The 23530-nt window shown below is 70.3% G+C and carries 28 protein-coding genes; 13 read left to right on the top strand and 15 right to left on the bottom strand.

Annotated elements, in window-relative coordinates; all coding sequences use genetic code 11:
- Nucleotides 1-17 precede the first annotated feature (17 nt).
- From Aph01nite_RS31705 to Aph01nite_RS31675, 7 genes are read left to right on the top strand one after another with little or no spacing between them, the layout of a single operon-like run.
- The gene (locus Aph01nite_RS31705; RefSeq protein ID WP_155348208.1) at nucleotides 18-320 is read left to right on the top strand and encodes an urease subunit gamma; all 303 of its coding nucleotides are present in this window, start codon (nucleotides 18-20) and stop codon (nucleotides 318-320) included.
- Nucleotides 317-631, top strand: coding sequence for an urease subunit beta (locus tag Aph01nite_RS31700; RefSeq protein WP_204044719.1), 315 nt, complete (start codon nucleotides 317-319; stop codon nucleotides 629-631). The genes Aph01nite_RS31705 and Aph01nite_RS31700 overlap by 4 nt, the downstream gene beginning before the upstream one ends.
- Nucleotides 624-2342: an urease subunit alpha gene (locus Aph01nite_RS31695; RefSeq protein ID WP_204044718.1), complete on the top strand. Its 1719-nt coding sequence runs from the start codon at nucleotides 624-626 to the stop codon at nucleotides 2340-2342. Before Aph01nite_RS31700 ends, Aph01nite_RS31695 begins: the two co-directional genes overlap by 8 nt.
- A gap of 13 nt (nucleotides 2343-2355) precedes the next feature.
- A complete protein-coding gene (locus tag Aph01nite_RS31690; RefSeq protein ID WP_204044717.1) occupies nucleotides 2356-3039 on the top strand; it encodes an urease accessory protein UreF in 684 nt (227 codons plus the stop codon).
- A complete protein-coding gene (gene ureG, locus Aph01nite_RS31685) occupies nucleotides 3029-3700 on the top strand; it encodes an urease accessory protein UreG (protein WP_204044716.1) in 672 nt (223 codons plus the stop codon). Before Aph01nite_RS31690 ends, ureG begins: the two co-directional genes overlap by 11 nt.
- The gene (locus Aph01nite_RS31680) at nucleotides 3627-4427 is read left to right on the top strand and encodes an urease accessory protein UreD (protein WP_239162126.1); all 801 of its coding nucleotides are present in this window, start codon (nucleotides 3627-3629) and stop codon (nucleotides 4425-4427) included. Before ureG ends, Aph01nite_RS31680 begins: the two co-directional genes overlap by 74 nt.
- 9 nt (nucleotides 4428-4436) lie before the next feature.
- Nucleotides 4437-4889 (top strand): hypothetical protein, encoded by a 453-nt coding sequence (locus Aph01nite_RS31675; RefSeq protein ID WP_204044715.1) that lies wholly within the window; start codon nucleotides 4437-4439, stop codon nucleotides 4887-4889.
- Between the two features lie 7 nt (nucleotides 4890-4896).
- Here the strand turns inward: Aph01nite_RS31675 and era are convergent, their stop codons facing one another.
- From era to Aph01nite_RS31660, 3 genes are read right to left on the bottom strand one after another with little or no spacing between them, the layout of a single operon-like run.
- Entirely contained in the window at nucleotides 4897-5796 is a 900-nt protein-coding gene (era, locus tag Aph01nite_RS31670) for a GTPase Era (protein ID WP_204044714.1), read from the bottom strand.
- On the bottom strand, nucleotides 5789-6118 hold the full coding sequence (locus Aph01nite_RS31665) for a cytidine deaminase-like protein (RefSeq protein ID WP_204044713.1): 330 nt from the start codon (nucleotides 6116-6118) through the stop codon (nucleotides 5789-5791). The genes era and Aph01nite_RS31665 overlap by 8 nt, the downstream gene beginning before the upstream one ends.
- Complete coding sequence (locus Aph01nite_RS31660; protein ID WP_204044712.1) at nucleotides 6115-6714, bottom strand: hypothetical protein; 600 nt, start codon at nucleotides 6712-6714, stop codon at nucleotides 6115-6117. The genes Aph01nite_RS31665 and Aph01nite_RS31660 overlap by 4 nt, the downstream gene beginning before the upstream one ends.
- A gap of 419 nt (nucleotides 6715-7133) precedes the next feature.
- Between Aph01nite_RS31660 and Aph01nite_RS31655 the strand changes: the two genes are divergently transcribed.
- Nucleotides 7134-7547 carry a pyridoxamine 5'-phosphate oxidase family protein gene (locus Aph01nite_RS31655; RefSeq protein WP_204044711.1) on the top strand — a complete coding sequence of 138 codons (414 nt, stop codon included), beginning with the start codon at nucleotides 7134-7136 and terminating at the stop codon, nucleotides 7545-7547.
- 31 nt (nucleotides 7548-7578) lie between these two features.
- On the opposite strand, the gene Aph01nite_RS31650 is transcribed toward Aph01nite_RS31655, so the two are convergent.
- Genes Aph01nite_RS31650 through Aph01nite_RS31635 form a run of 4 tightly spaced genes read right to left on the bottom strand, consistent with a single transcriptional unit; the run spans nucleotide 7579 to nucleotide 10723 of the window.
- On the bottom strand, nucleotides 7579-8856 hold the full coding sequence (locus tag Aph01nite_RS31650; RefSeq protein ID WP_204044710.1) for a hemolysin family protein: 1278 nt from the start codon (nucleotides 8854-8856) through the stop codon (nucleotides 7579-7581).
- Nucleotides 8853-9323 (bottom strand): rRNA maturation RNase YbeY, encoded by a 471-nt coding sequence (ybeY, locus tag Aph01nite_RS31645; RefSeq protein ID WP_204044709.1) that lies wholly within the window; start codon nucleotides 9321-9323, stop codon nucleotides 8853-8855. The genes Aph01nite_RS31650 and ybeY overlap by 4 nt, the downstream gene beginning before the upstream one ends.
- Nucleotides 9320-10339, bottom strand: coding sequence for a PhoH family protein (locus Aph01nite_RS31640; protein WP_204044708.1), 1020 nt, complete (start codon nucleotides 10337-10339; stop codon nucleotides 9320-9322). The genes ybeY and Aph01nite_RS31640 overlap by 4 nt, the downstream gene beginning before the upstream one ends.
- A gap of 45 nt (nucleotides 10340-10384) precedes the next feature.
- Entirely contained in the window at nucleotides 10385-10723 is a 339-nt protein-coding gene (locus Aph01nite_RS31635) for a histidine triad nucleotide-binding protein (RefSeq protein ID WP_204044707.1), read from the bottom strand.
- 256 nt (nucleotides 10724-10979) lie between these two features.
- On the opposite strand from Aph01nite_RS31635, the gene Aph01nite_RS31630 reads away from it, so the two are divergent.
- Together Aph01nite_RS31630 and Aph01nite_RS31625 are read left to right on the top strand one after the other, a co-directional pair.
- The gene (locus Aph01nite_RS31630; RefSeq protein ID WP_204044737.1) at nucleotides 10980-11459 is read left to right on the top strand and encodes a SigE family RNA polymerase sigma factor; all 480 of its coding nucleotides are present in this window, start codon (nucleotides 10980-10982) and stop codon (nucleotides 11457-11459) included.
- On the top strand, nucleotides 11456-12142 hold the full coding sequence (locus Aph01nite_RS31625) for a hypothetical protein (RefSeq protein WP_204044706.1): 687 nt from the start codon (nucleotides 11456-11458) through the stop codon (nucleotides 12140-12142). Before Aph01nite_RS31630 ends, Aph01nite_RS31625 begins: the two co-directional genes overlap by 4 nt.
- 284 nt (nucleotides 12143-12426) lie before the next feature.
- Here the strand turns inward: Aph01nite_RS31625 and Aph01nite_RS31620 are convergent, their stop codons facing one another.
- The 3 genes from Aph01nite_RS31620 to hrcA form a co-directional block, all read right to left on the bottom strand.
- On the bottom strand, nucleotides 12427-13152 hold the full coding sequence (locus tag Aph01nite_RS31620; RefSeq protein ID WP_204044705.1) for a 16S rRNA (uracil(1498)-N(3))-methyltransferase: 726 nt from the start codon (nucleotides 13150-13152) through the stop codon (nucleotides 12427-12429).
- Between the two features lie 326 nt (nucleotides 13153-13478).
- Nucleotides 13479-14609, bottom strand: coding sequence for a molecular chaperone DnaJ (gene dnaJ, locus Aph01nite_RS31615; protein ID WP_204044704.1), 1131 nt, complete (start codon nucleotides 14607-14609; stop codon nucleotides 13479-13481).
- A complete protein-coding gene (gene hrcA, locus Aph01nite_RS31610) occupies nucleotides 14610-15623 on the bottom strand; it encodes a heat-inducible transcriptional repressor HrcA (protein WP_204044703.1) in 1014 nt (337 codons plus the stop codon).
- 275 nt (nucleotides 15624-15898) lie between these two features.
- Between hrcA and Aph01nite_RS31605 the strand changes: the two genes are divergently transcribed.
- Nucleotides 15899-16378, top strand: coding sequence for a hypothetical protein (locus Aph01nite_RS31605; protein WP_204044702.1), 480 nt, complete (start codon nucleotides 15899-15901; stop codon nucleotides 16376-16378).
- 10 nt (nucleotides 16379-16388) lie between these two features.
- Nucleotides 16389-17198 carry a DUF3097 domain-containing protein gene (locus tag Aph01nite_RS31600; protein ID WP_204044701.1) on the top strand — a complete coding sequence of 270 codons (810 nt, stop codon included), beginning with the start codon at nucleotides 16389-16391 and terminating at the stop codon, nucleotides 17196-17198.
- Between the two features lie 76 nt (nucleotides 17199-17274).
- Here the strand turns inward: Aph01nite_RS31600 and hemW are convergent, their stop codons facing one another.
- Both hemW and Aph01nite_RS31590 read right to left on the bottom strand, forming a co-directional pair.
- Nucleotides 17275-18492, bottom strand: coding sequence for a radical SAM family heme chaperone HemW (gene hemW / locus Aph01nite_RS31595; protein ID WP_204044700.1), 1218 nt, complete (start codon nucleotides 18490-18492; stop codon nucleotides 17275-17277).
- Nucleotides 18493-18640: 148 nt separating this feature from the next.
- Nucleotides 18641-19447, bottom strand: a complete 807-nt coding sequence (locus Aph01nite_RS31590; RefSeq protein WP_204044699.1) for an MBL fold metallo-hydrolase — start codon at nucleotides 19445-19447, stop codon at nucleotides 18641-18643.
- 164 nt (nucleotides 19448-19611) lie between these two features.
- Here Aph01nite_RS31590 and Aph01nite_RS31585 point away from each other — a divergent pair, with 164 nt between their 5' ends.
- On the top strand, nucleotides 19612-20883 hold the full coding sequence (locus Aph01nite_RS31585) for a glycoside hydrolase family 18 protein (protein ID WP_204044698.1): 1272 nt from the start codon (nucleotides 19612-19614) through the stop codon (nucleotides 20881-20883).
- A gap of 80 nt (nucleotides 20884-20963) precedes the next feature.
- Here Aph01nite_RS31585 and Aph01nite_RS31580 read toward each other — a convergent pair whose 3' ends face one another.
- The 3 genes from Aph01nite_RS31580 to Aph01nite_RS31570 form a co-directional block, all read right to left on the bottom strand.
- Nucleotides 20964-21911 carry a methyltransferase gene (locus Aph01nite_RS31580; RefSeq protein WP_239162125.1) on the bottom strand — a complete coding sequence of 316 codons (948 nt, stop codon included), beginning with the start codon at nucleotides 21909-21911 and terminating at the stop codon, nucleotides 20964-20966.
- A 398-nt stretch (nucleotides 21912-22309) separates the two neighbouring features.
- Nucleotides 22310-22948 carry an MOSC domain-containing protein gene (locus Aph01nite_RS31575; RefSeq protein WP_204044696.1) on the bottom strand — a complete coding sequence of 213 codons (639 nt, stop codon included), beginning with the start codon at nucleotides 22946-22948 and terminating at the stop codon, nucleotides 22310-22312.
- A gap of 68 nt (nucleotides 22949-23016) precedes the next feature.
- Nucleotides 23017-23301, bottom strand: coding sequence for a hypothetical protein (locus tag Aph01nite_RS31570; RefSeq protein WP_204044695.1), 285 nt, complete (start codon nucleotides 23299-23301; stop codon nucleotides 23017-23019).
- Nucleotides 23302-23530: the final 229 nt, after the last annotated feature.

Here is a 23530-nt window from a genome sequence, read left to right as displayed (position 1 = left end):
GTACCTATCGTCCCGTCATGCGGCTCACCCCACACGAGCAGGAACGCCTCCTCATTCATGTCGCGGCCGGCGTGGCCCGCGACCGCATGGGCCGGGGTCTTCGGCTCAACCACCCGGAGGCCACGGCGCTGATCGCCTCCTATCTCCTCGAAGGCGCCAGGGACGGGCGGACCGTGGCCGAGCTGATGGACGCGGGACGCAAGGTGCTCCGCCGCCAGGACGTCATGGAGGGGGTGCCCGAGATGCTGGAGTCGGTGCAGATCGAGGCCACGTTCCCGGACGGCACGAAGCTCGTCACCGTGCACCACCCGATCTCATGAGCGTTCCCGGCGAGATCGTGCCCGGCGTGGAGCCGGTGGAGCTGAACCCCGGGCGGGAGCGGGTGACGGTCCGCGTGGTGAACACCGCGGACCGGCCGATCCAGGTGGGTTCGCACTATCATTTCGCGGCCGCGAACCCGGGCCTGGAGTTCGATCGGGACGCGGCGTGGGGGACCCGGCTGGACGTACCGGCGGGGACCGCGATCCGGTTCGAGCCGGGTGTCGAACGTGATGTGACGCTGGTGCCGCTGGCCGGGAACAGGATCGTCCCCGGGCTCCGTACGGAATGGGCAGGGCCTCTCGATGACTAGCCTCGACCGCGCCCGATACGCCGCCCTCTACGGCCCGACGACCGGCGACCGCGTCCGCTTGGCCGACACGGATCTGTTCATCGAGGTGACCGAGGACCGCGCCATGGGCCCGGCGGGCGCGGGCGACGAGGCCGTGTTCGGCGGCGGCAAGGTGATCCGCGAGTCGATGGGCCAGGCGCGGACCACCCGCGCCGAGGGCGCGCCCGACCTGGTCATCACCGGCGCGGTCGTGCTCGACCACTGGGGCGTGATAAAAGCCGACATCGGCATCAGGGACGGCCGCATCGTCGCCCTGGGCAAGGCCGGCAACCCGGACACCATGGACGGCGTGCACCCGGACCTGGTGATCGGGCCCTCGACCGAGATCCTGGCCGGCAACGGCAAGATCGTCACCGCGGGCGCGGTCGACTCGCACGTGCACCTGATCTGCCCGCAGATCGTCGACGAGGCGCTGTCCTCCGGGGTGACCACCCTCGTGGGCGGCGGGACGGGACCGGCCGAGGGCACCAAGGCCACCACGGTCACCGGCGTCTGGTATCTGGCCAGGATGCTGGAGTCCATGGACGCCATGCCGGTCAACGTGGCGCTGCTCGGCAAGGGCAACACGGTCAGCGAGGAAGGGCTGCTGGAGCAGCTGCGCGCCGGGGCCTCCGGGTTCAAGCTGCACGAGGACTGGGGCACCACGCCGGCCGCCATCGACGCCTGCCTGAGGGTCTGCGACGCGACCGGCGTGCAGGTGGCCATCCACACCGACACCCTCAACGAGGCCGGGTTCGTGGAGTCCACCCTGGCCGCCATCGGCGACCGGATGATCCACGCGTACCACACCGAGGGGGCGGGGGGCGGGCACGCGCCGGACATCATCAAGGTGGCCGCGTATCGCAACGTGCTGCCCTCCTCGACCAATCCGACCCGGCCGCACACGATCAACACCCATCACGAGCACCTCGACATGCTCATGGTGTGCCACCACCTGAACCCGTCGATCCCGGAGGACCTGGCCTTCGCGGAGTCGCGGATCCGGCCGAGCACGATGGCCGCCGAGGACGTGCTGCACGACCTGGGCGCGATCTCGATGATCGGCTCGGACTCGCAGGCCATGGGCCGGGTCGGTGAGACGATCATCAGGACCTGGCAGACGGCGCACGTGATGAAGCGGCGCAGGGGCGCGCTGCCGGGCTCGGGCCCGGCCGACAACCTCCGCGCCCAGCGCTACATCGCCAAATACACGATAAATCCGGCTATCGCGCATGGGCTGGACGCGGAGGTGGGCTCGGTCGAACCCGGCAAGCTCGCCGACCTGGTGCTGTGGAGCCCGGCCTTCTTCGGGGTCAAGCCCGACCTGGTGGTGAAGGGCGGTGTCATCGCGTACGCGCAGATGGGCGACGCCAACGCCTCCATCCCGACCCCGCAGCCGGTCCTGCCCAGGCCCATGTTCGGCGCGTACGGCGTGACCCCGGCCGCCACCTCGGTGCACTTCGTGGCGCCGCTGGCGATCGAGGACGGCCTGGCCGGCCGGCTGAACGTGAACCGGCGGCTGGTCCCGGTCGCCGACGTGCGCTCCCGCGGCAAGGAGGCGATGCTCGGCAACGACGCGCTGCCCGACATCGACATCCGGCCGGACACGTTCGAGGTCCGGATCGACGGAGAGCTGATCGAACCCGCTCCCGCGGAGACGCTCCCCATGGCCCAGCGATATTTCCTGTTCTGACGAGAGGATCCGGATGCACGGCGACATGGCCATGCTCCTGCTGGCCGACTCCCGGCTGCCCGCGGGCGGCCACGCCCACTCGGGCGGCGCGGAGGAGGCCGTACGCGTCGGGGCGATCACCGGCCCGGAGGACCTGGCGCGGTTCCTCCGTGGCCGGCTCGCCACAGCCGGAGTGGTCACCGCGGCTCTGGCCGCGGCCGCCTGCGAGGTCGGCGCCCGCCCCGCCCCGGAGCGGTGGCAGCGGCTGGACGCCGAGGCCGACTGCCGGATCTCCGCACCGGCCCAACGGGAGGCCAGCCGGACCCAGGGCCGGCTGCTGGTGCGTACCACGCGCCGGATCTGGCCTTCCGAGGCGCTGGACTCGCTGGCGCTGGCCGTACCCGATGGGGCTCATCACCCTGTCGCGCTGGGTGCGGCCGCGGCGGCGGCGGGGTGTGAGCCGCGCCAGGCGGCGCTGGCCGCGGCCTACACCTCGGTCACCGCTCCGGCGACGGCGGCGGTCCGGCTGCTCGGGCTCGACCCCGTGCTCGTGCACCGGCTGCTCGCCGATCTCGCCCCCGCGCTCAACGACGCGGCCCACGAGGCCTGCGTCATCCAGGCCGACGACTGGTCGGACCTGCCCGCTCATGCCGCCCCCGCTCTCGATCTGCTGGCTGAACAGCACCTACGTACGGAGGTAAGGCTCTTTGTCAGCTAACCATGACGACCACCACCACGCGCCGGACGGGCACGGCCGGGCGCTGCGCCTGGGCATCGGCGGCCCGGTCGGCAGCGGCAAGACGGCCCTGGTGGCGGCGCTCTGCCGCAGCCTGGGCCCGTCGCTGCGGCTCGGTGTGGTGACCAACGACATCTACACCACCGAAGACGCCGACTTCCTGCGCCGCGCGGGCGTCATCGACGCCGAACGCATCCTCGCGGTGCAGACCGGCTGCTGCCCCCACACGGCGATCAGGGACGACATCGCCGCCAACATCGACGCGGTAGAGACACTGGAGGAGCGGTTCGGGCCGCTCGACCTGGTGATCGTGGAGAGCGGCGGGGACAATCTGACCGCGACCTTCAGCCGCGGCCTGGCCGACCGGCAGATCTTCGTGCTGGACGTGTCCGGCGGCGACAAGGTGCCGCGCAAGGGCGGTCCCGGCGTCACCACGGCCGACCTGCTCGTGGTCAACAAGACCGATCTGGCCCCGATGGTCGGCGCGGACCTCACCGTGATGTCCCGCGACGCGGCCAAGGTCCGGGACGGCAAACCCGTGCTGTTCACGTCGATCAGGGAGGACAAGGGTGCCCATTCGGTCGCCGAATGGGTGGTCGGCATCGTCGACGCCTGGCACCACGAACACGCCCATTCGGTCTGAACCGCCCGGGCTTCGCGCCCGGGCGGTCATCCGCACCGAGTACGACGCCGCGTGCCCCGGCGGCACCCGGCTGGAGACCCTGCGCTCCGACCCGCCCCTGACGCTGCGCCAGACCGCGCCCGGCGTCGTGCACCTGGTCGCCACGGCGGCGGGCCCGCTCGACGGCGACCACCTCGGCCTGAGCATCGACGTGGCGCCGGGCACGTCGCTGTCGGTGTTCTCGGTGGCGAGCACGCTCGCCCTGCCGGGCCGCTCCCGGCTGACCGTGACCGCCCGGGTGGGCCCCGGCGCCTCCCTGCGCTACTCCCCCGAGCCCCTCGTCTTGGCGGACGGCTGCGACCTGCGGGTGGACGTCCTGCTCAGCCTCGCCGGGGACGCGACCGCGTTCTGGCGCGAGGAGATCGTCTTCGGCCGGTACGGCGAACCCTCCGGCCGCTGCCGCTCCCGCTTCGACGCCACCGTGGACGGCGTTCCGCTGCTCCGCCAGGAGGTCACGGCGGGCGACCCGGCCCTGCACGGCAGCCCCGCGGTCTTCGCCTCGGCCCGCTGCGCCGGCAGCACGCTCCTCGTCGGGGACCTGCCCAGGGAGGTCCATCTGGCCGAGGGCTGCGCGGTGCTGCCCCTGGCCGGCCCCGGCACGCTGGTGTCCGCGCTCGCCGCCGACACGGTCGAACTCCGGCGGCGTCTGGAATGGGGAGAGCGGCTCGCCGACAAGAGTCTCCCGTAGGGTGGAATCGTGGCAGACGCACCCCAACCGAGCCTGATCCCCGCCCTCGGCGTCGTGGTCGCCGGTCTGGCCCTGGCCGTCACCGGCGTGCTGCCGTGGGCGGGCATGACCGCCGAGATCGACCTGTTCCACACCAGCTTCACCCACGCCGTGCACGGCACGGAGGACGGCGCGGGCTGGTTCGTGGTCGCCTCCGGGCTGGCCGCCTCGACACTGGGCATCATCGGCATGGCCAAGGGCTGGCTCTTCACCGGTCTGGCGATCCTGCCCGGCGCCGTGGCCGCCTTCTCCCTGGCGATGTTCCTCACCGACCCGCGCGGCCTCGCCGACCGCCTCAGCTTCGGCGTCTCCGGCGTCCTGCAGGTGCACCCCACGATCCTGTACGGCTGGTTCGCCGCCCTGCTGGCCTCGATCGTGGTCGCGGGATTCGCCGCCGCCGCGCTGATCCGGCGGCGGCCGTGAACGCCCGTCAGTCGTAGAAGCCCAGGCGGCGCAGCTGCTTGGGGTTGCGCTGCCAGTCCTTGGCGACCTTGATCCGCAGATCGAGGTAGACGCGGCTGCCGAGCAGCGCCTCGATCTGGTGGCGGGCGCGGGTGCCGACATCCTTGAGACGCGCGCCGGCCGGACCGATCACGATGGCCTTCTGGGACGGGCGCTCGACGTACATGAACGCGTAGATGTCGAGGAGGTCGTCGCGGCCCTCGCGGGGGCTCATCTCCTCCACCACGACGGCGATGGAGTGCGGCAGCTCGTCCCGGACGCCTTCCAGGGCGGCCTCGCGGATGAGCTCGGCCACCAGGACCTGCTCGGGCTCGTCGGTGAGCTCGCCGTCGGCGTAGAGCGGCGGGGACTGCGGCATACGGGCGATCAGCAGGTCGGTGAGCAGGTCCAGCTGGTCGTCGCCCACGGCGGAGACCGGGACGATCTCCGCGAACTCGGCCAGCGCGGAGACGGCCAGCAGCTGGTTGGCGATCTGCTCGCGGGTGGCCAGGTCGCACTTGGTGACCACGGCGATCACCGGTGTCTTCTTCACCGCGGCGAGTTTCTCGGCGATGAAACGGTCGCCCTTGCCGATCGGCTCGTTGGCCGGCACGCAGAAGCCGAGCACGTCGACCTCGCTCAGGGTGGACAGCACCAGGCTGTCCAGCCGCTCCCCCAGCAGGGTGCGCGGCCGGTGCAGACCGGGGGTGTCCACGATGACCAGTTGCGCGTCGGGCCGGTGCACGATGCCCCTGATCACCCGGCGGGTGGTCTGCGGCTTGGAGGAGGTGATCGCCACCTTGGTGCCCACCAGGGCGTTCATCAGGGTGGACTTGCCGACGTTGGGCCGTCCGACGAACGCCGCGAACCCGGCACGGAAGTCAGACATATCGGCCTTTCAACACCCCGTCGGGGCCGGCCAGGTAGAGGATCGTGTTGCCCATGTCCTCGATCACGGCGACGTCGTCGGGGGACGGGTCGTCGGCCTCGGTCACCAGGGCGGCCGCCTCCAGCGACTCCGCGCCGCTGGACACCGCCATGGCCACCGCCACCTGCACGGCGGAGAGCTTGAGCGAGGGCAGGTCGACGTCGGTCGCCGCGTAGGTGCGCCCGGTCTCGTCCCGCACGGCCGCCCCTTCGGCGGAACCACTGCGGGCACGGGCCGACCGGGCCAGAGTAATGATCTTGGTATCTTCAGCGTCCAGCGTCACAGATCAAGGGTACCGACCTTGGCCATCAGCAAACGGCCCAGCTCTTCGGTCCGCTTCACGTCCGGCGGCCGCACCCCCCCGTTCACCAGCGCCATGACGGTACGCCCCTGCCGCGCCACCACCAGATGCATCTCGTACGGATACCCCCCCACCCGCCCCTTCAGCCGCCGCCCCGTCCAGCCGTCCTCGTTCATCGGCAGCGGGAAGGACGTCAGGCGGTTGCTCCCGCCGGGCGTGCTGTCGTCGGCGATCACGCACTTGCTCACCGCGTCCCGCATGGTGAGGAGCCGCTTGGCCGAGAGGTCCCCGTGGTAGACGGCCACGCTCACCGCGGCCAGCGCCCCCACGCCCGCGCCCTGGTAGGTGACGGCCGACACCGCGCTGAGGTCCTCCTTGGGCGGCCGCCCCTCCACGAACGCGAAGATCTTGCGGCAGTTGCCGTCGGCCGGCGTGAACGGCGGCTGCCAGTGGTCCCTGGCCCGGTCGGAGAAGCCGGCCGGCATGTCCGGGACGGTGGCCAGCATGGCCTGCAACCGTGCGTTCTGGGGTGTGCTGCGCGCGTCCACCCGCGCCCCCGTGCCTCCGCCGCATCCCACGACAACCAGACAACAGGCAGCAGCGAGCCCACCGATCCGCATTCCGCGTCCCCCGTCACGATCCCCCCGGCGGGCCCGAAATCACCTCGCCGACGGGCTACCTTCCCCATCGCCAAAAACGGCAATCTCCTGCTACCTGCCGGAACGCGGTAAAGCTCGGCCAGAAATCGGCCCGGAACATCATTAGAGGGCCCTCGTCAGACGAGAGCCCTCTAATCGATGTTTCCCCCCAAGGATCGTCCGGTCCGCCGCGAACCCCTCCCGGCGTTGCTTCCGATCCCCTCAGCGCTCCGAACCCCTCCCGAGCGCCTTGAGTAAAAGATGCACGAGGGCGCTTGCAATCCGCTTAAAGAACGCTTGCGAGATATGCCGGGAATGCGTGCAAGGGGCATCCAACCGGCCCGCGTCACCCTGATCGCGTGATCAGCGAACTCGCGCTCAACCGGCGGCTCCTCATAGAACATGTCTCAACCTGCCGGCTCATGCAACTGTCCACCCTGGACGCCGACGGCTCCCCGACGTTGTGCACACTCACGTTCCACGCCACCTTCGCCCCGGACCGGCTGCACTTCGTCGCGCACGAGGACCGCATGCACGCGCGCAACCTCCGCCAGGACCCCCGCGCCGCCGGGGCCATCCTCGCCGCCCGCGGCCGGGGCGCCACCTTCGCCGGCACCGCCACCGAGACCGACTCCCCCGACCCGGTGCACCTGGCCCCGGGCGAGCGTGTCTTCCACATCGCGATCACCGAGTGGCTGCTCTTCGACGAGTCCGGCCACCCCGGCCAGCCGCGCCGCGTCATCCCGGTCCGCGGCCGGCGATCAGGCTTCTGACCAGCAATCCGCCTTTTGACCAGCCTCCTGGTCAGCTCGCGACGCTCATCGGCTCGTCCTCGGTCATGCGGCGGACCACGACGGTGCTGATGCGGTTGCGGCGGCCGGCGAGGTTCTCCGCGGTCAGGCGCAGGCCGTCCACGAGGGCCTCCGAGCCGGCGATGGGGACGCGGCCGAGGGCGTGGGCGAGCAGGCCGCCGACGGTGTCGACGTCCTCGACCTCGATCTCGGTGTCGAACATCTCGGCCAGTTCGTCCACGGACAGCCGGGCGGTGACGCGGGCGGCGCCCTCGTCCAGCCACTCCACCCGGGGGGCCTCCTGGTCGTACTCGTCGGCGATCTCCCCGACGATCTCCTCGATCACGTCCTCGATGGTGACCAGGCCGGCGGTGCCGCCGTACTCGTCGATGACGATGGCCAGGTGGATCTGGCGGGCCTGCATCTCGCGCAGGAGTTCGTCGATGGGCTTGCTCTCCGGGACGTACGTGGCCGGGCGCATCAGCTCGTCGATGCGGATGTCGGTCTCGCCGGTGTCCTGCATGCGCAGCACGATGTCCTTGAGGTACGCGATGCCGACCACGTCGTCCTCGTTCTCGCCGGTCACCGGGACCCGGGAGAACCCGCTCCGCAGCGCCAGCGACAGCGCCTGCGCCAGCGTCTTGTTCCGCTCGATGAAGACCATGTCCGTACGGGGGACCATGACCTCGCGGACCAGGGTGTCGCCGAGCTCGAAGACCGAGTGGATCATCTCGCGCTCGTCGGGCTCGATGACGCGGCGCTCCTCGGCCAGGTCGACCAGGTCGCGCAGCTCGGCCTCGGAGGTGAACGGGCCCTCGCGGAAGCCCTTGCCGGGGGTGAGCGCGTTCCCCAGCAGGATCAGCAGCTTGGGGAGGGGGCCGAAGATGCGGGTCAGACCGTACACGATGGGGGCGCTGGCCAGCGCGACGGGCTCGGCGTGCTGACGGCCGAGGGTGCGCGGCGAGACGCCGACGATCACGTAGCTGACCAGGATCATGACGGCCGCGGCCACCGCGTACGCCTGGCCGGTGTCGCCGAGCCAGTCGATGAACAGCAGCGTCGCGATCACGGTGGCGGCCAGCTCGCAGCTGAGCCGCAGCAGCAGGAGCAGGTTCAGGTACCGCGGCGGATCCGCCACGATCGCCTGCAGCCGCCGCGCTCCGCGGCGGCCCTCCTTGACGAACTCCTCGGCGCGCACGCGCGAGATGCGCGTCAGCGCGGTCTCCGCGCTCGCCAGCAGGCCGCCGGTCACGATGAGCGCGACGGCCGAGAACAACCAGCCGTTAGTCACGGCTTCGGGCGCACCTCCCGCCACGATTCGAGCAGCTCGCCCTGGAGGCCGAACATCTCGGCGTGCTCCTCGGGCTCGGCGTGATCGTAGCCCAGCAGGTGCAGAATGCCATGGGTGCAGAGCATCTCCAGCTCGGCCTGCGCGCTGTGCCCGGCCTCGGCGGCCTGCTTGGCGGCCACGGCGGGACAGAGCACGACGTCGCCCAGGAGCGCCGGGTCGGGCGTGCTCTCCTCGGACTTGGCCTGGTGCGGGCGGAGCTCGTCCATCGGGAAGGCCAGCACGTCGGTCGGCCCCGGCTCGCCCATCCACTGCTCGTGCAGCGCCGTCATCGCGGCCTCGTCCACCACCAGGATGGACAGTTCGGCCAGCGGGTTGATGCCCATCCGGCCCAGCACGTGACCCGCGAGCGCGACCAGCGTGCCCTCGTCGATCTCGGCGCCGGACTCGTTGGCGACCTCGATGCTCATCGCCGGCCCCTCGATCGGTTGCCGGTGGAACGCGGGTCGGAGGCCATCGCCGCGTCGTACTTGCCGTATGCGTCCACGATCTCGCTGACCAGCTTGTGCCGGACCACGTCAGCGCTGGTCAACCTGCTGAAGTGGATGTCGGGGATGCCGTCCAGGATGTGCTGGACGACCTTGAGGCCGCTGTCCTGCCCGCCGGGCAGGTCGATCTGGGTCACGTCGCCGGTCACCACGATCTTGGAGTTGAACCCCAGGCGGGTGAGGAACATCTTCATCTGCTCCGGCGAGGTGTTCTGCGCCTCGTCCAGAATGATGAAAGCGTCATTGAGCGTCCGCCCGCGCATGTACGCCAGCGGCGCCACCTCGATCGTCCCCGCGGTCATCAGCCGGGGGATGGAGTCGGGGTCGAGCATGTCGTGGAGCGCGTCGTACAGCGGGCGCAGATAGGGGTCGATCTTCTCGTACAGCGTGCCGGGCAGGAAGCCGAGCCGTTCCCCCGCCTCCACGGCGGGCCGGGTCAGGATGATCCGGTTGACCTTCTTCTCCTGCAGCGCCTTCACGGCCTTGGCCATCGCCAGGTACGTCTTGCCGGTTCCGGCGGGCCCGATCCCGAACACGATGGTGTGCCGGTCGATCATGTCCACATACCGCTTCTGGTTCACGGTCTTCGGCCGGATCGTGCGGCCGCGCGCGGAGATGATGTCCATCGACAGCACTTCGGCGGGCTTGCCGGAGCTCATCCGGAGCATGGCGATGCTGCGCTCGACGGAGTCGGGGGTGAGTTCGGCGCCGGACCGGCCCAGCTCGACCAGCTCCTCGAAGAGGCGGACCACGATGCCGCTCTCGTCCGGGGGGCCGGTGATGGTGATCTCGTTGCCCCGCACGTGGATGTCTGCCCGGAACGACTTCTCGATGACTCTCAGCAGCTCGTCTCGGGAGCCCAGAATGCTGATCATCGCGTGCTCATCGGGGATGACCACTTTGGCGTGGGTCTTCTGTGTGTCGCGCGTCTCGGACATGGGCGGCCGTTGCGGCCTGCTCGCCTCCCTAATTTCTCACCAATGCTAGCCGAGGCGCAGGCTGAGGCCGGTGCCGCCGAGCACGTGCGCGTGCGCGTGGAAAACCGTCCGCCCGGCGTCCTCGCCGGTGTTGAATGTCACACGATATCCGGACTCTGAGATGCCCTCCTTGGCGGCCACGGCCGCCGCGGCGAGCAGCACGTCGTTGGCCAGGCCGGCCTCGGCCAGCGCGGCCGAGTCCTCGACGTGCTCTTTCGGGATGACCAGAACGTGCACCGGGGCGTGCGGATTGATGTCCCGGAATGCCAGCGTGGTCGCGTTCTCATGGACGACCGTGGCGGGGATCTCTCCGGCCACTATCTTGCAGAACAGGCAATCGCTCACACGGGGAAGCCTAGCGTTGCCAATCGGTAATCCCGTGGTGGTCCCGCGGAAAGATCCGCCCGGATAGGGTTTATGTGCGACACTGCACCGTCAACTAAACCCCCGTGTCGGGCGAGGACACAACTGGGCCATGCCCCCTAATGATTCGGAAGAGCGTAAACCCTCGGGCAAGGACGAGCGTCCTACTGATGTGACCACCGAGACCCTCGTGGCCGAAAGGTCGCTGGGAGCGGTGCCCGTCGGGTGGGATGCCGACATGGCCGTAACGGCGCTCTACAGCGCGCACTATCGGTCACTTGTGCGTCTCGCAGTGTTGCTGGTCCGCGATGTGGCCAGCGCCGAGGAGGTCGTCCAGGACGCGTTCGTCGCCATTCACGGCGCCTGGCGCAGACTGCGTGACCCCGACAAGGCACTCGCTTACCTGCGCCAGTCGGTCGTCAACCGATCGCGCTCCGTGCTGCGTCATCGCGCCGTCGTCGAGAAGTACGCCCCGAAGGGCCTGCCCGACGCGCCGAGCGCGGAGAACGGCGCGATCGGCGAGCTCGAACGCTCCGCGGTCATCGAGGCCTTACGCGGGCTGCCCACCCGGCAGCGTGAAGCCCTGGTGCTGCGGTACTACGGCGACCTCTCCGAGGCCGACATCGCCAACGCGATGGGCATCAGCAAGGGCGCGGTGAAGAGTCACACGGCGCGCGGCATGGCCGCATTACGGCAGGTACTGGAGAAGTTCTCATGACCATCCCCCCCGACGAGTACGGCGATCTGCTCCGCCGTGCCATGCGCGCGGAGGCGGACTCGGTCGTGCCGTCTCCCGAAGGCCTGGAGATCATCAGGCAGCGCATCGAGAACCGCGGTTTCGCCGGTCTGCGCAACCTGTTCTGGTGGCGGATCGGCGCCTCTATCGCCGCGGCCGCCCTGGTGGCGGGCACCGTCGTCATGGTCGTCCCCGGGCTTCGCGACCGCGTGGGCACCGACATCGGCCTGACCACCGGCAACGAGACCGGCCAGCTTCCCGAGATCGGCGCCACCAACCAGCCGCCTCCGCCGCCGCCCACGGCCCCGCTCACGATCCTCCCGGCCTCGCCCACCACCCCGCCCGAGGTGTCCGCGGAGTCCACCCAGACCGCTCCGCCGTCGCCGCCCAGCGCGGCGCCCACGCCCGACCCGTGCGCGTCCCCCCTGGCGACGCCGACCGTGGTCGAGCCCACCGGCGACGAGGACTGCCCACCGGAGGAGACGCCGTCGGCGACCGCCCCCACTCCGAAGCCGACCCCGACGGAGGCGCCGACCCAGCCGTCGCCGAGCCCGACGCCGTCCGGCTGCACGGGAGACGGATGCTCGGCCACCCCGAGCCCGGTGACCAGCAGCGGCCCGGCCACGGAATCCTCAGGAGCCGCCCTGACGCCGTCGGCTTCCTAGCGCGTCTACGGGAATGACCCCAGGTCGCCGCTTCCCGCCGCTGTCCGGCGCCGTCAACGCGGGTGACCAGTGCGCATCGCACCGGCGCCAAGAGCGACCGGGTTCATTCTGCTCTGACTTGTCGGTGGGCCCGGTTACCCGCAGCCCGAGCAGGCAAGGAGGACGGCGGCCACAGCGACTCACGCCGTTGGGACTTGTCGGTCGGGCCCGGTACCAACGGCCTGAGCGGCGAGCAGGACGGCCGCAGCGACCTCATTCCGTTGGGACTTGTCGGTCGGGCCCGGTTACCAGCGGCCTGAGCGGGCGAGGAGGACGGCGGCTGCGGCGACGCCCGCCGTGGAGGTGCGGAGCACGGTGGGTCCGAGGAGGGCCGGGATCGCGCCGGACGCCTGGAATTTGGTGATCTCGTCCCCGGTGATGCCGCCTTCCGGGCCGACGACGAGGACGATGTCGCCCTTCTCCGGCAGGTCCAGGCGGCTCAGCGGCTCCGTGGCCTCCTCGTGCAGGACGACGGCGAGGGCGGCGCCGGCGAGCAGGGCGGCCACCTGGGCCGTCGTGGCCTGGTCGGAGATCTCCGGGAGGTGGAAGCGCCTGGCCTGTTTGGCGGCATCGCGGGCGGTCGAACGCCAGCGGCCGAGGGATTTGCCGCCGCGTTCGCCCTTCCACTGGGTGACGCAGCGCGCGGCGGCCCACGGGACGATCACGTCCACGCCCGCCTCGGTCATCGTCTCCACGGCCAGTTCGCCTCTGTCGCCTTTGGGCAGGCCCTGCACCACGACCAGGCGCGGCTGCGGCGCGGGCACCTCGTAGCGGTTCAGCACGGTCAGCTCCAGGGCGTCCTTGAACGCCTCGCGGACCTCGCACTCGGCCACCCGGCCGGCGCCGTCGGTGAGATCCAGGCGTTCTCCGGCGCGCAGTCGCCGTACCGCCGCCGCGTGCCGTCCCTCCGGGCCGTCGAGCAGGATCCGCGCGCCGGCGCCGGGGTCGCCGAGGAAGACGGGGACGGTCATATGGATCACCCAATCACAGGCGGACGAATGTCATGAGGGCCCCGGCGGCGCGCCGCATGGACATCTCGCGGCTGAGCGCCGAAGCCCACGAACACACCGGGCAGCCGTGGCGGCCGCCACGGCGGCGACGTGGCCGCGATCCTGGTCACGCCGTTCAAGCCCGGCTCGTTCGAGGACCAGGCCCAGGCCCAGCTGCTACCTTCCGCGCGGAAGGGGCCACAAGGGCCGGGGCGGCCACCGGCCCGGAGGACCTGGCGCGGTTGCCCCCGGGGGCCAGGCTCTGGAGGGAGCCCGGCCCGTCGGCTTTCTGCGGCTTTCTCCGGCCGTCAGCGGCCGTTGAAGGCGTCCTTGAGGCGGGAGAAGAAGCCCTGCTGGCCGGGGGTGAACTTGCCCGGCGGGCGCTCCTCGTTGCGGAGCCGGGCCAGCTCCCTGAGGAGTTCCTCCTGCTGGGCGTCCAGCTTGAGCGGGGTCTCCACGTTGACGTGGATCAGCAGGTCGCCCCTGCCAGTCTCGTTGAGGCGCTGCACGCCCCGGCCGTACAGCGGGATGACCTGGCCGGACTGGGTGCCGGGGCGGACGTCGATCTCCTCGGAGCCGTCCAGGGTCTCCATGGTGAGGGAGGTGCCCAGCGCGGCGGCGGTCATCGGGATCTGCACCGTGCAGTGCAGGTCGTCGCCGCGCCGTTCGAATATGGCGTGCGGCCGTTCCACGATCTCCAGGAACAGGTCTCCGGGCGGGCCGCCGCCGGGCCCGATCTCGCCCTCTCCGGCCAGCTGGATGTGGGTTCCGTCCTCCACACCCGCCGGAATCCTGACCTTGATCGTACGGCGCGTGCGCACTCGCCCGTCGCCCGAGCACTCCTGGCACGGGTGCCGGATCACGCTGCCGTACCCGCCGCACTGGGGGCACGGGCGCGAGGTCATGACCTGGCCCAGGAACGAGCGGGTGACCTGCGACACCTCGCCCCGGCCGTGGCACATGTCACACGTGTCGGGATGCGTCCCGGCGGCCGCGCCGGAGCCCTGGCAGACCTCGCAGAGCACGGCGGTGTCGACCACCAGCTCGCGGGTGGTGCCGAAGCCGGACTCGGCCAGGTCGAGCTCGACCCGGATCGTGGCGTTGCGCCCGCGCCGGGCCCGGGAACGGGGACCCCGGGAGGCGGACGCCGTGCCGAAGAAGGCGTCCATGATGTCGCTGAAGGGGAAGCCCTGGCCGAAGCCGCCGGCTCCGCCCCCGGCGCCGCCGAAGGGGTCGCCGCCCAGGTCGTGCATCTGGCGCTTCTGGGGATCGGACAGGACCTCGTAGGCCTGGGTGATCTCCTTGAACCGCTCCTGGGTCTGCGGATCGGGGTTGACGTCCGGATGGAGCTCGCGCGCGAGCCGCCGGTAAGCCTTCTTGATCTCGTCCTGACTGGCGTCCCGGCGCACCCCGAGGGTCGCGTAGTAGTCCTTGGCCACTTATGACCCCGCCAGGATCTGGCCGACGTAACGCGCCACGGCGCGCACCGCACCCATCGTCACCGGATAGTCCATTCGCGTCGGGCCCAGCACTCCGAGCCGGGCCAGTTCCTTGTCGCCCGCACCGTAGCCCGCGGCGACGAACGAGGTGCCGCGCAGTCCGGTGTACGGATTCTCCGAGCCGATCCGGACGGTCAGCTCGGACAGGTCGCCGGTCTCGCCCAGCAGGCGCATCAGCACGACCTGTTCCTCCAGGGCCTCCAGCACGTCGCGGAGGCCGACACTGAAGTCGGCCGCCGCGAGGTTGGCCGCCCCGGCGAAGACGATCTTTTCCTCGTGCCGCTCGACCAGCGACTCGAGGATCACCGACAGCAGTGTCGCCGCGACCGGGCGGTCCTCGGCGGCCAGCCGGTCGGGCAGATCGGCCACCCTGTCCGGCACGTTCGACAGGCCGCAGCCGTCCAGCGAGGCGTTGAGCACCGCTCGCAGGTGGGCGACCCGGTCGTCGCCGATCGCGTCGGGCAGTTCCACCACCCGCTGCTCGACCCGGCCGGTGTTGGTGATCAGGACCAGCATGACCCGGCGCTCGGACAGCGGCACGATCTCCACGTGCCGGACCGTGGACCTGGTCAGGGAGGGATACTGGACCACCGCGACCTGCCTGGTCAGCTGCGCCAGCAGCCGGACCGTGCGGGTCACGATCTCGTCCAGGTCGATGGCGCCGGCGAGGAAGGTCTCGATCGCCCGGCGCTCGGCCCCGGTGAGCGGTTTCACCTGGGACAGCCGGTCCACGAACAGGCGGTAGCCCTTGTCGGTGGGCACCCGCCCGGCGCTCGTGTGCGGCTGCTGGATGTAGCCCTGCTCTTCCAGGGCGGCCATGTCGTTGCGGATGGTGGCCGGCGAAACGCCCAGGTTGTGGCGATCGGCCAGCGCCTTCGAGCCGACCGGCTCGTTGGTGGACACATAGTCCTCGACGATGGCGCGCAGCACCGCCAGCTTCCGGTCGTCAACCACGTGCTCACCTCCCTGGCACTCGCTGTTCCCGAGTGCCAAGTGTACGGCTCGCGCCCACAGGGTGCGATAACAGCAGACGGGCAACAGGACCAAGTGGACTGCAAACGCCCCACAAGTGGGGACACCCACACTTTGGTGTTATGAGTTCTCCCTACAGTCAAAACTATGGCCAGTATGCGCCGACGCCGCCTCCGTACGCCGCTCCGCGGCCTCCGATCCGTCCTCGACTGACGTGGATCGTCCTTTCCTGGGTTCTTTTCCTGGTTCTGCTGGTGGTGGGGATCGTCGGATTCGCCGGCGGCATCTTCTCCACGATCAACGAGGCCGCGCCGACGACCACGTTCGCGAGCGGCGAGACCGTCCGGGTGGAGCTGGACCCGGCCGCCAAGCCCGCCATCTGGGCCGCCGCCGACCAGGCCACCAACGTCGAGTGCCAGGTGCAGGGCGCCGACCCGAGCCAGAAGATCACGCTGACCCAGCCGGGCGCCTCGCAGACGCTCACCATCGGTTCCACCCAGTGGGAGATGCTGTTCGTGGTGGGGGTTCCGTCCGCCGGGTCGTACCAGGTGAGCTGTGACGGCGAAGGCGTCAGGTTCGGCGTCGGCAAGGAGCTGATCGGCGGCGCGGAGAAGATCGTCGGCGGCGTGCTCCTGCTGCTCGGCCTGCCCGTCATCGGATTCCTGATCGCCGTCGTGGTGACCATCGTGGTGCTGGCCAAGCGCAGCGGCGCCCGCAAGCGCCAGATGATGTACTAGCGTTTCCGGCATGTACGAGCGGGACGTGCTCTCCGAAGACTGGCGACGGCCACGGCGGGGCAAGATCCCGCAGATCGCCGCGGAACTCGACCTGGTCGTCGAGGACGCGGACGGGGGGTTCTGCGGGGCCGTGGTGGCCTGCGACAAGGAAGCGGTCACGCTGGAGGACCGGCACGGGCGGCGGCGGGTGTTCCCGCTGGCGCCGGCCGCGTTCCTGCTGGACGGCAAGCCGGTCACGCTGGTACGGCCGTCCGCCGCCGCGGGCCCGCGGCGGAGCGCGTCCGGCTCGATCGCGGTCGAGGGACTGCGGGCGCGGGTGGCGCGGGAGAGCCGGATCTACGTCGAGGGCGTGCACGACGCCTCTCTGGTGGAGAAGATCTGGGGGCACGACCTGCGGGTGGAGGGGGTCGTGGTCGAATACCTGGAAGGGGTCGACCACCTGCCCGAGATCGTCGCCGAGTTCGGTCCCGAGCCGGGGCGCCGGCTCGGCGTGCTGGTCGACCATCTGGTGCCCGGATCCAAGGAGAGCCGCATCGCGGATCAGGTGTCGGGGCCGGATGTGCTGGTCGTCGGGCATCCGTATGTGGACATCTGGCAGGCCGTCAAGCCGTCGGTGGCGGGAATCACGGCCTGGCCCTCGGTGCCGCGCGGGATCCCGTGGAAGGAAGGCGTGATCGCCGCACTCGGCTGGCGACGCGACCCGGCCGAAGCCTGGCGCCACATCCTCGGCCGCGTCTCCACCTACGCCGACCTCGAACCCGAACTCCTCGGCCGCGTAGAAGAACTGATCGACTTCGTCACAGCCATCTCCGAGGCTTAAGGCTCCGGGCGGCCCCCGGTGCGGCGGGAGGCGTCGCCCGCGTTGACGGCGCCGGATTGCGGGCGCGTGGCCGGAATCAGGTCAGGTCGCGGATGATCGCGTCGGCGAGGAGGCGGCCGTTGAGGGTTAGGACGGCTTGGCCGGATTTGAAGGCGTTCACGTCCAGGAGGCCGGTGGCCAGGGCGTGGGCGGCTGCGGGGCGGGCCTCGGGGGTGAGGTCGGCCAGGGGGAAGCCGGAGAGCAGGCGGAGTTCGAGCATGACGCGTTCGACCGCGCGGTCGGCGGGGGTGAGGATCTCGCGGGCGTGGGCGGGGGATCTGTGCTCGGCGAGGCGGGAGGCGTACGCGGCGGGGTGTTTGACGTTCCACCAGCGGGTGCCGCCGACGTGGCTGTGCGCCCCGGGGCCGACGCCCCACCAGTCGCCGCCGGTCCAGTAGAGCAGGTTGTGCCGGCATCGTGCGGCTTCGGAGGTGGCCCAGTTGGACACCTCGTACCAGCCGTACCCGGCCTTGGACAGGAGTTCTTCGGCGATGAGGTAGCGGTCGGCGGCGACGTCGTCGTCGGGCATGGGCAGTTCGCCCCGGCGGATGCGGGCGGCCAGCCTGGTCCCGTCCTCGACGATCAGCGAGTACGCGGAGACGTGGTCGGGCCCGGCCTCGATCGCGGCGTCGAGCGAGGCCCGCCAGTCGTCGTCGCTCTCCCCCGGTGTGCTGTAGATCAGGTCCAGGTTGACGTGCGCGAACCCGGCCTCCCTCGCCTCCCGGACGGCCTCGGCGGCCCTGCCCGGGGTGTGCTGCCGGTCGAGCACGCGCAGCACGTGCTCCCGGGCGCTCTGCATGCCGAAGCTCATCCGGGTGAACCCGCCCGCCCGGAGCGTCTCCAGCGACCGCGGCCCGACCGACTCGGGGTTGGCCTCCGTGGTGATCTCGGCTCCGGGTGCGATTCCGAACTCCGTGTCGATCGCCCGGAGGATGCGGACGAGATCATCGGCGGCCAGCAGAGTGGGGGTCCCGCCGCCGAAGAAGACGGTCTCCACCGGGAGGTCCGTGTCGCCGAGCACGCGGCGCGCGAGCCGTACCTCCTCGATGGCGGTGTCGGCGTAGTCGCGGTGGGACGCGCCCGGGCCCAGCTCGGCGGCCGTGTAGGTGTTGAAGTCGCAGTACCCGCAGCGGGTCACGCAGAACGGGATGTGCACGTAGAAGCCGAACGGCCGCTTCCCGAGGGTCGCGAATGCGCTGGACGGCAGTTCGCCGGAGTCCGGCACGGGATCGCCATCAGGCAGCACAGAGGGCACCGCCCCATTCTCCCGTCCCCGCCCCGATGCTCTGTCCGTCATCAGGCGGCGCGGAGGGGCGACCGCTCCGATGCTCCGCCCCGCCTCCGGCGCGGTCGACGCAGCCATCCGGGCCGAAGCGCCCCGAACCCCGCGCTGCGGCAGCGTCCTAAGGCAGCGTGATCCATTCGCCGTGTCCGGCGCGGCGCAGCACCGCGGACAGGCCGGCATCGTGGAAGGCGCGGTCGATGTCCTCGCTCCCCTCGCTGAAGTGCGCCCAGCCGTCGTAGTGCGCCGGGATGACGACGGGCGCGCCCAGCACCTCGGCCGCCGCGCTGGCGCGTTCCGCGGTCAGGGTGAGCGGCCGGCCGTCCTCCTTGGTCAGCATCCGGGCCGCCCCGATGAACAGCACCGCCACATCCACGCGGTCCACCCTCCGGGCGATCTCGGCGACCGTCCCCACGGAAGCGTTGTCCCCGCTGACATAGACGGTGGGCAGGCCCTCTCCCGCCAGTACGAACCCGGTGACCTCGCAGTTCACATGTCCGTCCGAATCGAGGACCCCGTCCTTCGGCCCGTGTACGGCCGGCACCGCCCGCACCTCCAGACTGCCCGCGCCGTCCGGCCGGGGCACCTGATGCACACTCCAGGGCTCCAGCCCGACAGCCGGCGGCCCCAGCCGCCGCGCGCTCACGGGCCCGGTCAGCACCAGCGGCGCGGCCAGCGCGAACGCCTTGCCCCGGACGTCGAGATTGTCGGGATGCAGATCGTGGCTCACCAGCACCACGTCCACCTGGCCCAGGTCCCCCTCGGTGGCGGCCGGTCCCGCCAGCTTGGTCAGGTACCCCTCCGGACCCGGATCGTCGAACGTGGGATCGGCGACGAAGCGCAGCCCACCCAGGTCGATGACCGTCGTCGGCCCGCCGAGCACGGTGATCGCGCGCTGCTGCCGTCGCGCCCCGATGCGATCTGTCATGACAGTTCCCCCAAAATCACGGCTTGTTCGGGCACGTCAGCGAAGACATACCCGCCTTCGGGCCCGAGGCGGAATCATTGACGGGAACGCCGGGGGAATCTATGATCCCAGAAACTTAAAGGAAACTTTCCTATAAGTTTCTCCTTTCACCAGCGGAGACACCTGTGACGAGAATTCTTCGCCCTCTGCTCGCCGCCGCCGTCGCCGGCCTCTTAGGGGTGGCTCTCGCGCCCCCGGCACAAGCGCACTCCGGACGGCACGACACCGAGTTCAAACGGGTGGCCTACTTCATCCAGTGGGGCATCTACGGCCGGAACTACCACGTCAAGGACGTGGACACCAGCGGCGCGGCCGCGAAGCTCACCCACATCAACTACGCGTTCGGGTTCGTGAACCAGCAGGGCGAGTGCTTCTCGGCCGACCCGTGGGCCGACTGGCAGCGCGGCGTGCCCGCCGAGCAGAGCGTCGACGGCGTCGCCGACGACGGCACCGGCGCGCTCCAGGGCAACATGAACCAGCTCAAGAAGCTCAAGGCCAAGCATCCCAAGCTCAAGGTCCTGATCTCGCTCGGCGGCTGGACCGGCTCCGCGTACTTCTCCGACGCCGTCCTCACCCCCGCGGGCCGCTCCAAGCTGGCCGCCTCCTGCATCGACCTGTGGCTCAAGGGCAACCTGCCCGGCGCGGCCCCCGGCGCGGGCGCGGGCGTCTTCGACGGCATCGACCTCGACTGGGAGTGGCCGGGCTCGGAGGGCAACGCCGGCAACATCATCCGCCCCGAGGACAAGCAGAACTTCACCCTGTTCCTGGCCGAACTCCGCCGCCAGATGAACGCCTTCGACCGCAAGGACGAGCTGACCGCCTTCCTCCCGGCCGCCGCCGCCAAGATCGACGCCGGCTTCGAGGTCAAGAAGGCCTTCAGCTACCTGGACTTCGCCACCATCCAGGGGTACGACCTGCACGGCACCTGGGAGCTCCAGACCGGCCACAACGGCAACCTGTTCACGGACAGGAAGGACCCCAACCCGGTCAAGTACAGCGTCGACCAGACCGTGAGGGACTACATCTCGCGCGGCGCGCCCAAGCGCAAACTCGTCGTGGGCGTCCCCGCGTACGGCCAGGGCTGGACCGGCGTGACCGCGGGCGGCAACGGCCTCTGGAAGCCCGCCACCGGCCCCGCGCCCGGCAAGTGGGCGGCTGGCACCGAGGACTACAAGGACCTGGTCAACAAGCCGGGCAAGCGCTACCGCGACCTGCTCACCGGCACGCAGTGGCTCTACGACGGCAACGAGTTCTGGTCCTACGACGACCCGGCCGTGCTGATCGAGAAGGCGGCCTACATCCGCCTGAAGGGCCTCGGCGGATCCATGATGTGGTCCATCGACGGCGACGACAGCAAGGCGTCCCTCACCAAGGCCCTGTACTCGATCCTCCGCTGACCTGGTGAGTAAAGCCCATCGAAACCCCTGAAATGTGAAACGCCCGGCCGGATTCGGCCGGGCGTTTCTTATTTCCGACGTTATTGAGCGGCGGGGGTGAATTGCAGGATGGCGCAGTCACCGGCCGGGTGGACGGCATGGAGGCGAAGGCCGGCCTCGGTGGCGAGGGCGGTCAGCTGGGTGACCGTGCGCTCCTTGCCGGCCATGTAGACCAGGACGCGCAGGTCCATGCCGGTGCTGATGGATTCGCCGTCGGCGCCGATCTTCTCGATGACGAAGACGGAGGCGCCGGGGGTGGCGGCCTCGGCGCAGCGGCGGAGGATGGCGATCGAGGACGGGTCGTCCCAGTCGTGGATGATCGCGCTGAGGAGGTAGCCGTCGGGGCCCTGGGGGATGGGGTCGAAGAAGCTGCCGCCGACGGTGTCGGCGCGGTCGGCCAGCCCTGCTCGGGTGAGGGTCTCGCGGGCCGCCGCGGCGGTGCCGGGCTGGTCGAAGACGGTGCCCCGGAGGTGGGGGTGGGCGGTGAGGATGGCGGCCAGCAGGGTTCCGTTGCCGCCGCCGACGTCCATGATGTGGGTCAGCGAACCCCAGTCGAACGCGCCGACGATGGCCGGGGCGTCGCCGGAGACGTCGACGCCCATCTGGGTGTCGTAGCCGAGGGAGCGGGCGGGGTCGCCGGCGGCGTCCTCCCAGAAATCGCGGCCGTACTGGCGGGGGAAGGACGGTTCGCCGGTGCGGATGCTGTGCAGCAGGTGGACGAAGGCGAGATCGGCGCGGCCGACCATGCTGGTGACGTCCAGCATCGGGCGCAGGCCGCCGGGGTGGTCGTCGCGCAGTGTCTCTCCGCCGGAGGTGAGCGCGTAGCGGTCCTGGTCGCAGGTGAGGATGCGGGCGTGCACGAGGTGGCGGAGCAGCCGTTCCAGCGCGTCCGGGTGGGTGTCGGTGATCTTGGCGAGGTCGGCGGCGGTAGCGGTGCCCTGGGTGATGTGATCGGCGATCCGCAGCGTGGCGGCAACCCGGATGGCCATCGGCGTCACGATGTCAGCCTGAACCCACACATTCGGGCCATCGTCGCCCATGAGGTCTCCCTTCGCGATTCCAAGCAAAGAGTAAGGACCCTACCGAATCCCCCGGCCCATCCTCCAACGAATAAACCCCGCCCCACCAGCCCTGTTTTCGCCCCCAACCACCACGACGTCACGCCACCACGCAACCAGCTCGGCCTACGCCTAACCCCCAAAATGAGGGCCCTGACCACCACTCACATCACGCAGAGGCCCGTCCGCTCCCCGGCATCAAGAACGCGGCCACCGCATAGGCCGTCTCATTTAGCGCCAGTGCAGCGAGCCACGTCACCTGCGTAAACGGCGCCGGAAACGCCGCAAAGAGGCGACGCCGCACGTCCTGACGGGATGTAAAGGCCTGCCTAGGGCTTGGGCTCGTGCTTGAGTACGCGTTTCGCGACGCGGTCCCAGCCCGGCGCGTGACCCGGGTAAGCCAGGATGCTGCGCATGAGGTCGCGATCGCCGTGGTACGCGTGGAAGGCGTCGGTGATGGACACGCTGTCGTCGGGACGGGAAATCACCTCGATCGGGTCACCTGCGCCCAGTTCGCCAAGTTCGATCACGCGGAAATAAACGCCGGGGCGCGCCGCGGCCGTGAACTTCTTGATCCAACCCTGCTCGCCGATCCAGTTCCGGAACACCACGCACGGAATCCGCGGAAAGGTCACCTCAAGTACGGCGGTCCCGACCCGCCACCGCTCCCCCAGCTGGACCTTGCCCAAATCGGCCCCGGAGGTGGTCAGATTCTCCCCGAACCTGCCGTTCCACAGGTCGAACCCAACCTGGGGCTCCCACCAGTCGTAATCCTCCCGCGCGTACGCGTAAACGGCCTGGTCGGGCGATCCGTGCGCCACCATGTCGGCCCGCTGGTCCCCACCGAGCCCGTTGACCATCACCGCGACCCGCCCCTCGACCGGTCGTTTGTCGATGGCCGTCCGCTTCGTGTTGCCCGCCCACTCGGCATCGACCGCTTGCCCCACGTTCACGGAAAGTATGCGCATGCATGGAAGGTATCCGGTCCCCTCCACAACCGCGTCCCATTTTCCCCCGACCCATACGGCCGGACCCTTCAGGACGCGTCGGCAAGCGCCGCCAGGTCTAACAGCGGACGCAGCACCGCCTGACGCGCCGACTCCGGCGGCCCGGTGGCCTCAGGGAAACACGTGGCCGCCGCGTCCAGCACGGCCGCCATCACCGTCGAATCAGGGAACGGAATGTCCACCGCCCCCTCCCCGCCGGCCTCCTCCATGGCGGTCATGTGAACCCGCAGGATCCGCTGCGCCTCCACCGCCATCGCGACCCCCAGCATCGCGGCCCGCATGAACCGCTCCGCCGTCACCGCATCAGAAACCACAACAGCCTCCCTGGTATCGCACGCACGTTCGAGAACCCACGATAGAAGGGACCACCGACAATTTCGGCTGGAACATCAAAGCCTCTCGCCGTCATCCGGCGCCGCCAACGCCAGCGATCACTTCTCGCCGTCCCGGCGCCAAACGACCGGCCCCTCCTCACGACTTGAACGCCACCAGACGAGATGGAAACCGCTCGGCACCGTTGATCAAGGCGATCCGTTCTCGCCG

Origin of the sequence: Acrocarpospora phusangensis (assembly GCF_016862995.1) — a bacterium.
GTDB classification, from domain to species: Bacteria; Actinomycetota; Actinomycetes; order Streptosporangiales; family Streptosporangiaceae; genus Acrocarpospora; species Acrocarpospora phusangensis.
This window is presented reverse-complemented; position numbering and strand designations above follow the sequence as displayed.